The 13927-nt window shown below is 68.6% G+C and carries 17 protein-coding genes and 1 pseudogene; 7 read left to right on the forward strand and 11 right to left on the reverse strand.

Features of this window, described 5'->3' with window-relative positions; genetic code table 11:
• Positions 1 to 4: 4 nt before the first annotated feature.
• From BVG12_RS03095 to kduI, 5 genes and pseudogenes are all read right to left on the reverse strand, one after another.
• Positions 5 to 1030: a hypothetical protein gene (locus BVG12_RS03095; protein WP_156895519.1), complete on the reverse strand. Its 1026-nt coding sequence runs from the start codon at positions 1028 to 1030 to the stop codon at positions 5 to 7.
• Positions 1027 to 1611, reverse strand: coding sequence for a PfkB family carbohydrate kinase (locus BVG12_RS35965; RefSeq protein WP_267877474.1), 585 nt, complete (start codon positions 1609 to 1611; stop codon positions 1027 to 1029). The genes BVG12_RS03095 and BVG12_RS35965 overlap by 4 nt, the downstream gene beginning before the upstream one ends.
• Positions 1542 to 2015 (reverse strand): annotated as a pseudogene (locus BVG12_RS35970) (PfkB family carbohydrate kinase); the annotation flags it as partial. The pseudogene BVG12_RS35970 and the gene BVG12_RS35965, both read right to left, overlap by 70 nt.
• Positions 2012 to 2767, reverse strand: coding sequence for a 2-dehydro-3-deoxy-D-gluconate 5-dehydrogenase KduD (gene kduD, locus BVG12_RS03105; protein ID WP_075791139.1), 756 nt, complete (start codon positions 2765 to 2767; stop codon positions 2012 to 2014). The pseudogene BVG12_RS35970 and the gene kduD, both read right to left, overlap by 4 nt.
• Before the next feature lie 8 nt (positions 2768 to 2775).
• The gene (kduI, locus tag BVG12_RS03110) at positions 2776 to 3624 is read right to left on the reverse strand and encodes a 5-dehydro-4-deoxy-D-glucuronate isomerase (protein WP_075791140.1); all 849 of its coding nucleotides are present in this window, start codon (positions 3622 to 3624) and stop codon (positions 2776 to 2778) included.
• A gap of 534 nt (positions 3625 to 4158) precedes the next feature.
• Here kduI and BVG12_RS34455 point away from each other — a divergent pair.
• Together BVG12_RS34455 and BVG12_RS34460 are read left to right on the forward strand one after the other, a co-directional pair.
• Positions 4159 to 4599 (forward strand): NF038129 family PEP-CTERM protein, encoded by a 441-nt coding sequence (locus BVG12_RS34455; RefSeq protein WP_169926788.1) that lies wholly within the window; start codon positions 4159 to 4161, stop codon positions 4597 to 4599.
• Between the two features lie 29 nt (positions 4600 to 4628).
• Positions 4629 to 4721 (forward strand): PEP-CTERM sorting domain-containing protein, encoded by a 93-nt coding sequence (locus BVG12_RS34460; RefSeq protein ID WP_169926789.1) that lies wholly within the window; start codon positions 4629 to 4631, stop codon positions 4719 to 4721.
• A 13-nt stretch (positions 4722 to 4734) separates the two neighbouring features.
• On the opposite strand, the gene BVG12_RS03125 is transcribed toward BVG12_RS34460, so the two are convergent.
• A complete protein-coding gene (locus BVG12_RS03125; RefSeq protein WP_075791143.1) occupies positions 4735 to 5541 on the reverse strand; it encodes a lipid-binding SYLF domain-containing protein in 807 nt (268 codons plus the stop codon).
• Positions 5542 to 5654: 113 nt separating this feature from the next.
• On the opposite strand from BVG12_RS03125, the gene BVG12_RS03130 reads away from it, so the two are divergent.
• The 4 genes from BVG12_RS03130 to BVG12_RS03145 all read left to right on the forward strand — a co-directional run bounded on the left by BVG12_RS03130 (position 5655) and on the right by BVG12_RS03145 (position 7839).
• A complete protein-coding gene (locus BVG12_RS03130; protein WP_075791144.1) occupies positions 5655 to 6026 on the forward strand; it encodes a DUF2784 domain-containing protein in 372 nt (123 codons plus the stop codon).
• A gap of 85 nt (positions 6027 to 6111) precedes the next feature.
• Entirely contained in the window at positions 6112 to 6708 is a 597-nt protein-coding gene (locus BVG12_RS03135) for an HdeD family acid-resistance protein (RefSeq protein ID WP_075791145.1), read from the forward strand.
• A 51-nt stretch (positions 6709 to 6759) separates the two neighbouring features.
• Complete coding sequence (locus BVG12_RS03140) at positions 6760 to 7131, forward strand: DUF427 domain-containing protein (protein ID WP_075791146.1); 372 nt, start codon at positions 6760 to 6762, stop codon at positions 7129 to 7131.
• 18 nt (positions 7132 to 7149) lie between these two features.
• Positions 7150 to 7839 (forward strand): M15 family metallopeptidase, encoded by a 690-nt coding sequence (locus BVG12_RS03145; protein WP_075791147.1) that lies wholly within the window; start codon positions 7150 to 7152, stop codon positions 7837 to 7839.
• On the opposite strand, the gene BVG12_RS03150 is transcribed toward BVG12_RS03145, so the two are convergent.
• A complete protein-coding gene (locus tag BVG12_RS03150) occupies positions 7836 to 8837 on the reverse strand; it encodes an ATP-binding protein (RefSeq protein WP_075791148.1) in 1002 nt (333 codons plus the stop codon). The two genes, BVG12_RS03145 and BVG12_RS03150, sit on opposite strands and share 4 nt — an antisense overlap.
• Positions 8838 to 9017: 180 nt before the next feature.
• Between BVG12_RS03150 and BVG12_RS03155 the strand changes: the two genes are divergently transcribed.
• The gene (locus BVG12_RS03155) at positions 9018 to 10532 is read left to right on the forward strand and encodes a sigma 54-interacting transcriptional regulator (protein WP_075791149.1); all 1515 of its coding nucleotides are present in this window, start codon (positions 9018 to 9020) and stop codon (positions 10530 to 10532) included.
• On the opposite strand, the gene BVG12_RS03160 is transcribed toward BVG12_RS03155, so the two are convergent.
• From BVG12_RS03160 to BVG12_RS03175, 4 genes are all read right to left on the reverse strand, one after another.
• Positions 10533 to 10916, reverse strand: a complete 384-nt coding sequence (locus BVG12_RS03160) for a hypothetical protein (protein ID WP_075791150.1) — start codon at positions 10914 to 10916, stop codon at positions 10533 to 10535. It lies immediately after the preceding gene.
• Positions 10917 to 10960: 44 nt separating this feature from the next.
• Positions 10961 to 13171 (reverse strand): serine/threonine-protein kinase, encoded by a 2211-nt coding sequence (locus BVG12_RS03165; protein ID WP_075791151.1) that lies wholly within the window; start codon positions 13169 to 13171, stop codon positions 10961 to 10963.
• Positions 13172 to 13357: 186 nt separating this feature from the next.
• Positions 13358 to 13558, reverse strand: coding sequence for a hypothetical protein (locus tag BVG12_RS03170; protein WP_075791152.1), 201 nt, complete (start codon positions 13556 to 13558; stop codon positions 13358 to 13360).
• 50 nt (positions 13559 to 13608) lie between these two features.
• Positions 13609 to 13848, reverse strand: coding sequence for a hypothetical protein (locus BVG12_RS03175; protein WP_075791153.1), 240 nt, complete (start codon positions 13846 to 13848; stop codon positions 13609 to 13611).
• Positions 13849 to 13927 lie beyond the last annotated feature (79 nt).

Here is a 13927-nt window from a genome sequence, read left to right on the forward strand (position 1 = left end):
GTGTTCAGTCGGGATTGGTGGAAGCCGCCTGGGGCCAGGCAGCAATGCGGTAGCGGGTCTCCCACGGCGCGTCCGGCGCGATCGCGATGCCCAGCCGGTCCGCCAGCGGGTGGCCGGCGGGTGCCGTGGCGACGCGGCCCAGGTCGAACAGGCTGTTGACCGGCTCGGCGCCCAGCGCCAGGTGGTTGCTCATCCAGGGAAAGTGGATGCGCCCGCCGTTGCTCACCCAGAGCAGGAGGTCGGGCAACTGCGCCGTGTCCCACCATAGGCCGACGCACGCGTCGTAGTCGAGGTAGTGCAGGGTGAGCGGCGCGGCTGCGCCGGCGCAGCCGATGGCGCGCACCTGCAACAGTTCCTCGGCCGGGACGGCGAGCGGCAGGTACGCCAGGTCGACGGCGCCGTCCACGCCGGCCAGCTTGGCCAGCGACGCCGACCGCGTGTCGGCCAGCAGGCGCGAGATGGCGCCCGTGGGCTGCGCCGGATAGCTGAAAATGCCGTCGTGGGACCCGAGGATCACCCGCACCCGGCCCGCCGCCGGCGGCAGGCGGAACGTCGGGTGCAGGCCCGCGGGCAGCAAGGCGGGGCGGCGCGCCCAGATGCGCAGCACGACGTCGACGGCCGGGGCGTGTGCATCGGCCGCGATCTCGCGCTCCATGTATTCGATCGGAGAACCCGGCGGGTAATCGATGGCGAGCTTGATGCGCCGGTCGTCTGCGGACACGCAACGCCAGTGATGGTTCGCCGCGTAGCCGTGGGTCCATCCATCGCCGGGCGCATGCGTGCGCCACGCGGCGGGCAGGCCTTGGGGTGGCTCCGTGCAGCCGAACGGCACGCAGGGCCACTCGCCGCGCAGGCGGCGCATGAGGCCCGGCAGGCTGCCGGCCCGCGTCATGCCGGCCCACGGCGCGACGTGCATGATGTCCAGCTCGCGCTCGTCGCCGAGGGACAGGCGCAGGGGCCCGAGCATCGCGCCCAGCGACTGCACTTCCGCGCTCCCGTGGTCCCACATGAGGCGCCAGCTACCGGTCACGCGTGCCTCCGCTCCGCCCGCGCGAGGCCGGCGTCGCCCGTGACCGCATGTTGCAGCGCCGCGGCGGCCAGCGCGAATCCGGCGGTGTCGGCCGGTGCCATGCCGGTTTGCAGCCCGTGCAGCACCCCGGCCGCGAAAGCGTCGCCCGTGCCGACGCGGTCGACGACGCCCGACAGCCGGTAGCTGCCGCCGGTAACGGCGTTCGTGCGCGTGTGCAGGACGGCGGTCAACTCGTGTTCGCCGGCGCCGTGCCGGATCGTCCGCGTCCAGGCGAGGAGCGCCAGATTCGGGAATGCGGCGAATGCGGTGCGTGCCACGTCGGTTTCGCGTGCCGGATCGGCGAGTTCGGGGCGTCCCAGGACGAGGGCGATGTCGCGCGGGCCGGCGAACAGGACGTCCGCCTGGCGCATGGCGTCCAGCAGCGGCGGCGCGCCGTCCCGGCCCCGTTCCGCCCACTGCGGCGCGTGGTACGTGCCGTCGAACGCGACGCGCACGCCGCGCGCGCGGTGCACATCGCGGCCAGCACGGCCTGCGCGGGTCCGTCGCCGACGGCCGGCGCGATGCCGGATGCGTGCAGCCACGCGGCGCCGTCCAGCAGCGCGGGCCAGTCGTACAGGTCGGGGTCTGCCAGCGCGTAGGCCGAGCCGGCGCGGTCGTAGATGATGTCGGCCGGGCGCGCGGCGGCGCCGGATTCGAGGAAATACAGGCCCATGCGGCCCGGCTGCAGCCGGATGCCGGACGTGTCGACGCCGTGGTCGGACAGGCTCTCGAACGCGGCCCGGCCGAGCGCATTGTCCGGCAGGACGCTGACCATCGCGGCGCGGTGGCCGAGCAGCGCGAGCGCGACGGCGACGTTCGCTTCCGCGCCGCCCGTGCCGGCGTCGACGGTGGCCGCGCCTGGCGGCTGGCCCGGCGGCGCGGCGAGCCGCAGCAGGATCTCGCCGAAGCAGACGATGCGCTCCGCCATGTCGGGTGCGGCGCTCATCGGGCGAGCCAGCCGCCGTCGACGGGCAGCACGATACCGTGGACGTAGTCGCTGGCGCGGCTGGCCAGGAACACGGCGGCGCCGGCCAGGTCCCGCGGCTCACCCCAGCGGCCGGCCGGGATGCGGGCGAGGATCGCCGGCGCGCGGACCGGGTCCGCGCGCAGGTTCGCCGTGTTGTTCGTGTCGAAGTAGCCAGGCGCGATGGCATTCACGTTGATGCCTTGCTGCGCCCATTCGTTGGCCAGCGCCCGCGTGAGCCCCGCGACCGCGCTCTTGCTCGCCGCGTAGGCCGGCACGCGGATGCCGCCCTGGAACGACAGCAGCGATGCGAGGTTGACGATCTTGCCGCCGCCGTGCGCCGCCATGTGGCGCGCCGCGGCCTGCGATAGGAAGAACACGGATTTCAGGTTGGTGTCGACCACGGCATCCCAGTCCGCCTCCTCGACGTCGAGACTGTCGGCGCGCAAGATGATGCCGGCATTGTTGACGACGATGTCGAGCCGGCCGTTCAGCCCGATCGCGGCGTCGACGACGTCGCGCACTGGACCCGTGGTCGACAGGTCCGCCCGCACGTCCAGGAAGCGGCGGCCGAGGGCCGTCACGCGCGCGCCCGTCTCAGCCGCGGCGCTGCGGCCCGCCGTCACGATGTCGGCACCGGCCTCGGCCAGCGCGACCGCGATGCCCTGGCCGAGGCCCGTGTTGGCGCCGGTCACGAGCGCCGTGCGCCCGGCGAGGTTGAACAGGTCATGCATGGGAATCCTTATTTGAGCTGGCAGATGTCCAGGACGTTCATGTCCGTGTAGTCGAGGTTCTCGCCGCCCATCGCCCAGATGAAGGCATAGTTCGCGGTGCCGGACCCCATGTGGATCGACCACGGCGGCGACACGACGGCCTGTTCGTTGGCGACGACGATGTGGCGCGCGGCATCCGGTTCGCCCATGAAGTGGAACACGCGCTGGTCGTCCCGCAGGTCGAAATAAAAGTAGACCTCGGAGCGGCGCTCGTGCACGTGCGGCGGCATCGTATTCCAGACGCTGCCCGTCTTGAGGATCGTGAGACCCAGCAGCAGCTGCGCCGACTTGCACACGCCCGGGATCACGTACTGGTAGATCGTCCGTTCGTTCGACGACGCGGGGCTGCCGCGCTCCAGCGGGATCGCCTGCGCATGCGTGATCTTGGCGAGCTCGCAGCGCACGTGGGCCGGCGTCGACGCGAGGTAGAAACGGGCCGGGTTGACGGCGTCCGGCGATTCGAACACGACGTCGCCGCTCCCCATCGGGACATACAGTCCGTCGCGCGGCGCGAGCTCGAACGCGTGGCCGTCGACGGTGACGCGGCCCGTGCCGGCGGCCACGTTGATGATGCCCAGCTCGCGGCGCGCGAGGAACGGCTGGCCCGCGGCGGACGGCGGTTGGGTAGGGGCGGGCAGGGCAAGTGGCGCGTCGAGGGGCGCGGCGCCGCCGATGACGAAGCGCTCGTCGTGACAATAGTTCAGGGTGACGGCCCCGGGGGCGAACATGCGGTCGATCAGATAGCGCTGGCGCAGCTCCTCGTTGCTGGTGCCGGCCATCATGTCGGGGTGCGTGGCGTAATACGTTTTTTCGAACACCGGGGTCTCCTCATTGCTTGGGGCAGTTATCGATAACAATCATATCAGGCTATTTCGGAAAGTCAAACCTCCGGGCGCGTGGTGACTGGGCTCCCCGGCAAAAAAAACCTGCCCCGTCTGACGAGGCAGGTCGAATACGGGCTTGGAACGTACCCGCAGGGAGATCGCCGTGACGGCATCGACGTCACGGCGAACGTTAACGATAACAAATGACGTCGAATTGCTCAAGATGTTTGGCATCGGCCGGTTCCGGATGCTCGAGATGCCCCATGCATAAGCGCATGGGTCGCAATGACAGCAGTCAGAGGTAATGATAACAACCCTGCTCCAGACTTCCTGTTGCCGTGCTAAGCTCGGGATGAGATCGATAACATGACAGTGGAGGCAAAGGCGGTGTCGTCGACGGCATCACATCGATTTGGTGAGCAAACGATAAGGACAACCATGCATAACCATTCACATCCGAGGTCGAACGCGTTGCGCCGCAACGCGGGCGCATACATCGTGGCGATGGCATAGACGGGGGCGCTGGCGTTGCCAAGCGGTAGCGCCCACGCGGTGCCGTTCGTCGCCACGCCGATGGCGCAGTATCACCACGTGGACATCGGCACGTCCGCGCTGGGCACCGGCACCGCTTACCTGGGGCTCGATTTCCTCGGCGTCGGCGGCGCCACGCCCGCCAGCGCGACCGTCGGCAACCTGGCCGGCGCGCTGCTGGGGAGCGCCGCGGCGACTGAGTCCGTGACGGTCGGCCCGGCGGGCGCTCTGACGTTCACGAGCGCTGCCGGCGGCGGCGACTGGTACGAGGCGATCCAGCTGGGCGGCCGCTTCGGCTTCGACGTCGGGTTCCTGTCCGGCGCGCGCCGACGGCAGCACGTTCAGCTGGTCGCTGTTCGACGACACGCACTATCAGCGTGGACGGCAACCTGGGCACCATCGACCTGCATCCCGACGCGCCGGCGGACAGTCGCCTGACCGTCTCCGTCGCCAACGCGTTCAGCGCGGTGATCGCTGTGCCCGAGCCGTCCACGCTGCTGCCGATGGCGGTGGCCGGCGACGGCCTGATGGCGGCACGGCGCGGCCGGCCACGGGCCTGAGGCGGCGGCTCCGCTAGTGGCCGCGCGCCTTGGCGCTGCTGCCCGCGGGCGCCGGCGGACTGCCGAGCACCTTGCGCAAGGCGTCCGCCTGGGCGTTGGTCTCGGTGCTGTCGATCGCCTGCAGCGCCGTCATCGGCTTGCCGTAATACGCCTCCGTCAGGCGCTGGTTGTAGCGGACGTCGTTGACGCCGACCGTGGCCGCATTGCCGAACAGGCCTTTGTTGCCGGACCACACGACGACGTCGCCCGCCGTCGACCCCTGGGCCATGCGGGCGAAGTTGACGACGGTGAGGCCGGCGTCCGCGCTGAGGGAGAAATTGTTGCGGTTGCGGAAGCTGTCCAGGGCCTTCTGGTTCAGCAGCACGAAGGCCAGCGGCCCGCCTTCCGCGCCGGCCTGCAAGCCGATGCTGAGGCCGCCGATGTCGAAGAACGCGGGATTGCCCCAGGTGCCGTCCGCGCGCCGGGCCATCAGCACTCCGGCGCCGCCGGCGCCGCCGACGCCCAGCGCGGCGCGGCCGTAGGTGGGCACGATGAAGACGCCGCGCGCCCGGCCCAGCAACGCGGGCATGCCGGTCTCGTTGCTCATCGTGTGCACGACGCCGACGGCGTCGCTGATGTGCTTGACGGCCGTCTGCTGGCGCCGTGTCGCGGTATCGCTGTCCGTCGTGCGGCCGGTCTGGCCGGCTGCCGCCGTGGCGGCCGCGGTCGCCGGCAGCGCCCAGGCGAGCATGAGCAGGGTGGCGATGCCGGCCAGGGTATGGCGCAGGGCGGACCGGTGTCGGCCGGTGGGCGGCGTCGGGCGTGTTGCGCGTTGCGTCATGGCGATCTCCTCGGTGCGGCCGGATGGCAGTCCGGCGATCCAGTGGAGCTTAGGGGCGCACCCGGATATGCATTTGAGATGAATCAGACGTGCGCACGTCGTATCATCGGGCCATGGGCTATCAATTTCTGGCCGCCACGGTACTGTTGCTGCATCTCGGCTTCAGCGCATTCGTCGTCGCGGGCGCGGTCCTCGTCGTGCGGCGGCGCCGGCTGTTGCCGCTGCATCTCGCTGCCGTCGCGTGGGGCATCGCGGTCGAGGTCACGGGCGCCGCCTGTCCGTTGACGGCGCTCGAGAACCGCCTGCGCCTGCTGGCCGGGACGGCGGGCTACGCGGGCGGCTTCGTCGACCATTATCTGGTGGCGCTGATCTATCCCGCCGGGCTCACGCGCGGCATGCAGGCGCTGCTGGCCGCCAGCGTGCTGGCGGTGAACGCCGTGCTGTATGCGCACATCCTGCGTGGGACATGGTTGCACCGGAATTGACGCAGGTCTGCCCGCCGCGCGGAACCGCCGACCCGTCGCGCCATCCAACCGCACGACGGCCGCCATGTCGGCCTGGGAGACCCTTATGGAAAGCATTTTTTTGCGTTCATGGTGGGTGCCGGCGTTGCGCGGGCTGCTCGGCATCCTGTTCGCCGTGCTGGCCATTGCCTGGCCGGGGCTGACCCTGCTGTCGCTGGTCGCGCTGTTCGCCGCGTATGCGATACTGGGCGGCGTCGCCTCGCTCGCCGGGGCTCTGCGCCACCGGAATGGCGGGGAGACGCGCTGGGATGCCGTCATCCTCGGCCTGGTCAGCATCGGCGCCGGCCTCGTGGCGGCCTACCACCCGGCCGCGACGGCGCTCGTGCTCGTGTTGATCATGGGCGCGAACGCGCTCGTGGTCGGCGTGCTCGACATGCTTGCCGCGATCCGGCTGCGGCGATCGGTCGCGGGAGAATGGATGCTGGCCCTGGCCGGCATCGCGTCGCTCGTGTTCGGCGCGCTCGTGTTCGCCCGGCCGGGCGCCGGGGCGCTGGCGCTCGTGTGGTTCGTGAGCCTGTACGCCTTCGCCACCGGTGTGCTGTTGCTGGCGCTCGGCCTGCGCATGCGCGCGCTGGCGCGGGCCGGCGGCGCGGCGCACGACAGGCGGGTGTTGCCCGACCGGCGCATGGCGCCCGCGCGCTAGCGGTCCGGACCTGGTAGCATGCGTCCGTATCGTTCCACGACGGGAGACGCCATGCCGACAACCATGAAGACGCCGGGCCCCGACCATCCGATCACCATCGCCCCGGCCGGCGGCCGCGTCACCGTCCGCGCCGGCGGCGCCGTGATCGCCAGCAGCGACCGCGCGCTGGCGTTGCGCGAAGCGGCTTATCCGCCCGTGCTGTACTTCCCCCGCGAGGACGTCGCCATGGACCGCCTGCAGCGGACCGACCGGCACACGTATTGTCCCTACAAGGGCGAGTGCGCCTATTTCTCCGTCACGGCGGCCGGCCCGCAGGGGGAGAATGCGGCGTGGAGCTACGAGTCGCCGTATCCGGCCGTGGCGGGAATCCGCGGGTACCTGGCCATCTATCCCGACCGCGTCGATGCGATCGAGACGCGCTGAACACGGTGCTCGCGCCCGATGAGCGGCAAACCGTTCGACGAGTTCGCGCTGACGGGCCGCGCGCGGTCGCACGTGCGCCAGTACGTCCAGCCGCGTTTCGCGTCCCGGCCGGAAGTCGCCGCCGCGTTCCTCGCGATGCGGGCGGCGGCCGCGCACGACGGCATCGACATGCTGCCGATCGCGTCGTGGCGCCCGTTCGAGGCGCAGGCGCGCAACTGGAACCGCAAGTTCTCGGGACAGGCCACGCTGTACGATTGCCAAGGCCGGCCGACCGATCACCGGGCGCTGGCGCCGCCCGACATCGTCCGCGCGATCCTCAACTGGACCGGCCTGCCGGGCGCGACGCGGCGTCACTGGGGGACGGACATCGACGTCTTCGACCGCGCAGCGCAGCCGCCCGGCTACCGGACCCGGTTGTTGCCGGACGAGGCCCGGCCGGACGGCGTGTATGCGCACCTGCACGCGTGGCTCGATGTGCATGCCGCCCGCTTCGGTTTCTTCCGGCCCTATCGCACGCGCCGTCGTGGCATGTGTCCGGAACCGTGGCACCTCAGTTATGCGCCGTCGGCCGCGGCGGCGCTGGCCGCGCTGGACATCGACATGGTGGCGCGCGCGGTCCGCGCGTCCGACCTGCTCGGGCGCGACCTCGTGCTGGACATGCTGCCGGCGATCTTCCGCGACCACGTTCTCGATGTGGACGGGCCTTAGACGTCCGCGCGGCCGAGGCGATGCACGCCGCCTGCGTCGGCCCGGCCCGCGTGCGTGGCCGGCGGGGTCAGGTGCAGGGTGGTGCGGGCCAGCGCGTCCATGCGTACGCCGAGGGGGCGGCGCGTCGGGCCCGGTTCCAGGCGCGTGGCGAATATCCACAGCACGGGGTAGTCGAGCGTCGCCGGGACGGCCACGTTGAGGAGCATGGCGAGCTGCCAGTCGGCACTCTGCAGGTCGTCGATGCAGATGAGCAGCGGCCGGCGGCCGCCATTGTGCCGGACGCGGTGCTGGATCAGCGCGCACAGGGCGGCCGTCTGCAGCAGTTGGGTCGCGGGCAGGGGCCATTCCGGCGCGGCGTCGATGAGGCTGACGCAGGCGTCGATGTGGACCGCGGGCAGGGCCAGCGCGGCGCAGCACTCGCGCACGCGGTCGGCCAGCCGGGCGTCGTCCGCGGCGCGGTCCAGGCCCAGCAGGGCGAGCATCAGGTGCGCGGCCGTGTGGGCCACCGGGGCGGCGGCGCCGCCTTCGAGCACGACGCAGGCGTAGCCGCGGGCGCGGGCGTCGCTGGCGCAGAATGTGACCAGGCGCGACTTGCCGGCGCCGGCCACACCCTGCACGTCGATGATCCGGCCTTGTCCGGCCACGTGCACCGCGTCGATGACGGCCCGGCATTGCAGGCGTTCGACATCCGTCGGGTCCGGCGCCGGCCGTGCCGGCCATGCGCGCTGCGCCTGACGCTGTGGCTCGGCATCGATCAGCGACTCGACGCCGATGCCGTAGAACGCGGCCAGGTGGCGCACGGTGCGGTAGGGGACGGGTTTGCCGGACTCGGCCCGCTTGATGGCGGCCCGCGTGAGACATTGGCGGCGCTCATGGAACTGTTCGGACAGCGCCTCGCGGCCACCGCGGCGCTGGCGCAGGGCTTTCAGGTTGTGCACGTCGAGCATGACGCGGGCGTCAACGGGCAGGATGGGCGAGGAGGCGCAGTTGAATGTCATGGCACGTTCGGTAAAGGGCACCGCCCCGATGGCGGCAGTACACGTAGTGCAAGCGGCGTGCCACCCCGATGCAAGGCGGTTCCGGCAGGCGCGGCTTCGTTTTCAGCCCTCCGGAGTTTCTGCGTGTAAAATTGCCATGTTGTTTTACATGTAAAGCGTGCAATCCTTGACGTACCGCAGATGAGCGATTCCACCGAATACACCCAGACATTGCAGTTGTCCGCCCAAGGCCTCCCGGCGCGGCCACTGCTCGCGCTGACGATCCTGTGGCATCCGGACCCGGCGCGCATCGGCGAACAGTTCGTCGGCGACCCCGGCGTGCTGGAAGTGAACCGTTATGCGCCGCTGTTCTACCGTCCGGGCCAGGCCGGCCTGCCGCTGGGCCACGGCACGATCTCGCGCGATCCCGTGCGGATCGTGCGCGAAGGCGAGGGCGTCACGCTGCACCTGCCCGCCACGCGCATGCCGGTCGAGCTGAACGGCCGGGCGGTGGCCGGCCAGGTGCGGTTCGACGCGGCCGAGGTCGCGCGCGGACAAGTGCTGATGCTGGGCCGCGCCGTCGTGCTGTGCCTGCACTGGATGAATTGCCTCCCGAAGCACAATCCCGTACCCGGCCTCGTCGGCGTGGGGGCGGCCGCGATCGCCCTGCGCGACCAGATCCGCATGGTGGCGCCGACGGACATTCCCGTGCTGCTGCTGGGCGAGACGGGCACCGGCAAGGAAATCGCGGCGCGCGCCATCCACGCGCTCGGCCAGCGGGCGCACACGCGGCTGGTGGCGGTGAACATGGCGGCGTTGAACGAGTCGCTGGCGGCGGCCGAGCTGTTCGGCGCCGCGCGCGGGGCGTACACGGGCGCGCAGGAACGCGGCGGCCTGTTCGCCGAAGCGGACGGCGGCACGCTGTTCCTCGACGAGATCGGCAATGCGCCGCCCAGCGTCCAGCCGATGCTGCTGCGCGTGCTGGAAGGCGGCGACTACCGCCCGCTGGGCGCGAGCCAGGACCGCAAGTCGAGCGCGCGCCTGATCGCCGCGACCGACCAGGACCTGGACGCGGCCGCGTTCAACCAGGCCTTGCTGCGCCGACTGGAAGGATTCGCGCTCCAGCTGCCGCCGCTGCGCGAGCGGCGCGAAGATATCGGCGTGTTGATCTTGCACCTGCTGCAGGCGCATGGCGCCCAGCCGGTATTGCCGGTGGAACTGGTGGTGGAGCTTGCGTGCTACGACTGGCCCGGCAACATCCGCCAGCTGGGCCATACGCTCCGGCGTGCCGCGCTGCTGGTGCAGCATGGCGGCGCGCCGCAGCTCGAGCAGCTGGTGCGGCTGACGCCGGCGCCGTCCGGCAGCGCGGCGAGGTTGATGCCTGCCGTGGAAGCCGCACCCGCGCCCGCGGCGGTTGCGGCTGAGCCGCCGCGCCGCAAGCCGTCCGAGCTGACGGATGCGGACGTGCTCGACGCGATGGCCGGCAACGGGTGGAACATCCAGGCGGCCGCGCGCGCCCTCGGCATCTCGCGGCCGACCATGTACAAGCTGCTCGACGCCCACGGCGAGATCCGCTGGGCGGAGCGCATTCCGCCTGCGGAGATCGAGGGGGCGCTGGCAGCGTGCGACGGCGACGTGGCGCGCTGCGCGGTCGTGCTCAAGACGCCGACGGAGTCGTTGCGGCGGGAAGTGCGGCGGTTGCGGGAGAGTGTCTGATCAGTCGCAAGGACGCGAGCCGACGACCACCTCGGGATCGGACAGATAGTAGAACGCGGTCGAGTCGTCGCCATTGTAGGCGGAGATGGATATCGTGAACCCCCACTTGCCAGAGTACTTCCCGATGGTCACGGTGGAGTTCGCTTTCAGGTTGATGCGGTTGCCTTCAGTAAATGGCGACGAACCGTGACAGTGAGGTTGCATTTGGCCACTGATCAGTACGCACTCGGCGACGTCGCCAGGGCCATTAAACTCGAAAGTGACCTTGTCGCCCGGCAGAACATCGAAGGAACCGCCATCCTCTTGCGGCGTGCCGTCCAGACTCCAGGTGGCGAGCGTCTGGCCCTGCGTGTAGGTAACGGTAAGTTGATAGGTTTGAGACATGGTGCTCCTTTCGGTTGGACTGCGGAATAGTTGGGGACTCGGCGTCAATCTGCGTGATAGTTCGGATCGCGGCGTAGGGCGACGAGATCCGGCTCGGCTTCGACGTACTTGCGCGGATAGCCCAGGTGGAGGGCCCTGGCGATTGCGTCAAGCGCGAGCTTCCGCTTGCCCAGAAGTTCGTAGGAAAGGCCGGCGCGGAATAGCACGTCTGCACTATCGGGAGAGAGGGCAACGGCACGGGCCGCGAGTTCGAGAGCGCGAGGTGTGTCTCCCGCGCGCGCGGAATACAAGCCCATGCGGGATACCAGCAGGACGTCATGCGGTGCACGTTCGAGGCGCGGAGCGAGCAGGCGACGTGCTTTCTCGTAGGCTTGTCGCGCCTCCGGTAACCGACCTGGAATCCAGAGGAGAGTGTCGCCAAGATTGGCCCAGTTGAGGTAGGAGCCCGGGTCGCCGTGGTCAGGTGAGACGGCGTTCTTGAACGCATCGGCAGCGCCGAGATAATCACCACGCAGAAATAGGACATTGCCCAAGTTCACGTATAGGTATGTGTTCGGACGCAACTGTAGACCTTGTTGCAGCACTCGCGCGGCTTCGTCTGCCCGGTTTTCACGTAACAGGGTGGCTGCCAAGTTGGTGTACGCCATCACGGCGTCAGGTTCAAGGGCGATACTGCGCCGGAAAAGCCGCTCGGCTGCAGCGTCATTGCCCTGTTCGTACTCGACGCTACCAAGCTCGTCAAGGAATACATGCTCGCGTGGAAAGCGCTTCGATGCCTCGATCAGCGTAGTGCGCGCTTCCGGATAACGGCGCGCTCGCCTCAGTGTCTCTGCCTTGATGTACCAAGCGAAGTCATTGGCCGGATCAAGGCGCAATGCCCGGTCGCACGCTGCGATGGCGTCGTCGAAGCGACCCTGTCCTTCGCGGACTGCGGCTCGCGCGACGTACGCCAGGGCAAGCTGGTCGTTCAGCCGGAGGGCCTGCTGTGCGCTCGCATCAGCTTTTTGCAGCCATGTCTCGTCGTCACGGTCGCTGCTACCATAACGCGCACTATGAACGAGCGAAATACCGGCGGCCGCTGCAGCATTGTCCGGCGTACGTGCCAAGACATGCTCGAAATGGCTCTGTGCCGTATCCAGTGCGCCAGGACGGTCGAACAACCTGAGCGCGGCAAGTCCTTGCTCCATTTCGACGGCCTCAGAATACGGGGTCAGCGCCTGATGCACCGTTGTCCTCAGAGTCACCAGATGAGGCAAGCCCTGCCATGATGCGATGCCGCCAACCGTGACAGCAAGCAATGCCCCAGCAGCGAGTTTTGCCGCGCGCGGCAGCGGGCGCCGGCGCGCTGCGGAGGTCGGCGGCTTAGTACCTCGCGACACCTCATTGTCCGCCAACTCGGCCAGACGGCGCGCCACCTCGTTCATGCCTTCGATGCGCAGCTCCGGTTGCCGCGCCGTCATCGCGCGAATCAAGGCGATCAGCGGAGTGTCCAGGCTGTCTGGATAGTCCCATCCATCGGACGAAGTTTGGACAAGAGCAGCAGCGAGCGCAAGGCCGTGCAAGGCCGCGAACGGCCGCTTGCCGCAGGCCAGTTCGTACAGGATGACGCCCAGCGCGTACACGTCCGCACGTGGATCGGGTGTGGCGCCCTGCAGTCGTTCGGGCGCCATGTACGCGATCGTGCCTTGGGGATCCGTCTGGCCTGCGGACACTGTCGAGCCCAGCGACACGGTCTCGGTCGCTAACGCATCGTGGCGCAAGGCCAGCCCGAAATCGAGAATGCGCACACGGCCGTCGTCTTCGACCATGAGGTTGGACGGTTTGATGTCGCCGTGTACAAGGCCGGACGCATGCGCGTCCCGCATCGCTTCCGCAATTTGTCCTACCCAGTCGAGTGCAGTCGAGAGTGATACGGAATCGTCTTGAAGGGCTTGTTTGAGGGTGCGCCCATGCACCAGTTCCATGACGATGAACTGGCCATCGCTGTCTTCCTCGACAGCGTAGACTTTGACGAACGCGGCGTGCCGCAGCGATGCCGCGAGCCGCGCTTCGCGCACGAGATCCACGCCGGCCGAACCGCCGTGGCGGATGGTCTTGATCGCAACACTGCGCTGCAGCCGCGTGTCCCAGGCTTCGTAGACTTCGCCGAAGCCGCCTTCGCCGAGGCGTTGGCGATACTCGTATTGTTCGGGGTGACGACGTTCACGACTGACGTCCGGTGCCCCGGTCGTTTCAGGAGGGATAGTAGCCACCATGACCGAAAAATGTGATTTACAGCAACATTATAGCGACAGTGCAACTATATGGAAGCGATTTCGCGGTTGATTCAGCAACTATTTTCGAGGGTGTCGTATCGTGCCGCCGGCACCCGGCAGGAAAGCGTCTGTGCGCCGACGGCAGTGGTGGAGTGGTGTTATACCAAGTGGGTAGACGCGCGGAAATCAGGGAGCGGTGTCTGCCGTATCCACGCTTTCAGGTTCGGCGACGACACTGTCGACGGTATTCACCGACGTCGGGGCTACGATCGGAGGCAGGGTTCCAACCTGCATTTCCGGCAGTGCTGACGCCGTGCCACTCAAACCCATACCAAGCAACGTAGCAACCAGAGCCAGCGCGACACTGGCTTTCTTGTTTTGGACCATTTGCATTCCTTTTATTGGTTCGCACAGCTTTGTGCTGAGACGAGAATTGATCAGTTAGATGCGGAGTCTGAAGCTACGTTGGCCGCAACCTGATCGGCTTCGTCGTCAGCCGTTGCCTGGGCCGGGTCGATTGACTGCGTTTGCGCATCCACAGTCGATGCATCCTGGACCAAGTGGGAGCCAACGACCACTTCCGGCAGCGCGGACGCCGTCCCGCTCACACCCATGCCAAACAGCGCAGCAACCAGCGCCAGTCCTGCACCCACTCCCTTGTTTTGGACCATTTGCATTCCTCTCATTAATTTGAACAATCGTCGTGGCATCCGAATTTACCGAATTGCCACTAAAAAATTGTACAGCAGATAATGA

The organism is Massilia putida, assembly GCF_001941825.1.
In the GTDB taxonomy this organism is placed as follows: domain Bacteria; phylum Pseudomonadota; class Gammaproteobacteria; order Burkholderiales; family Burkholderiaceae_D; genus Telluria; species Telluria putida.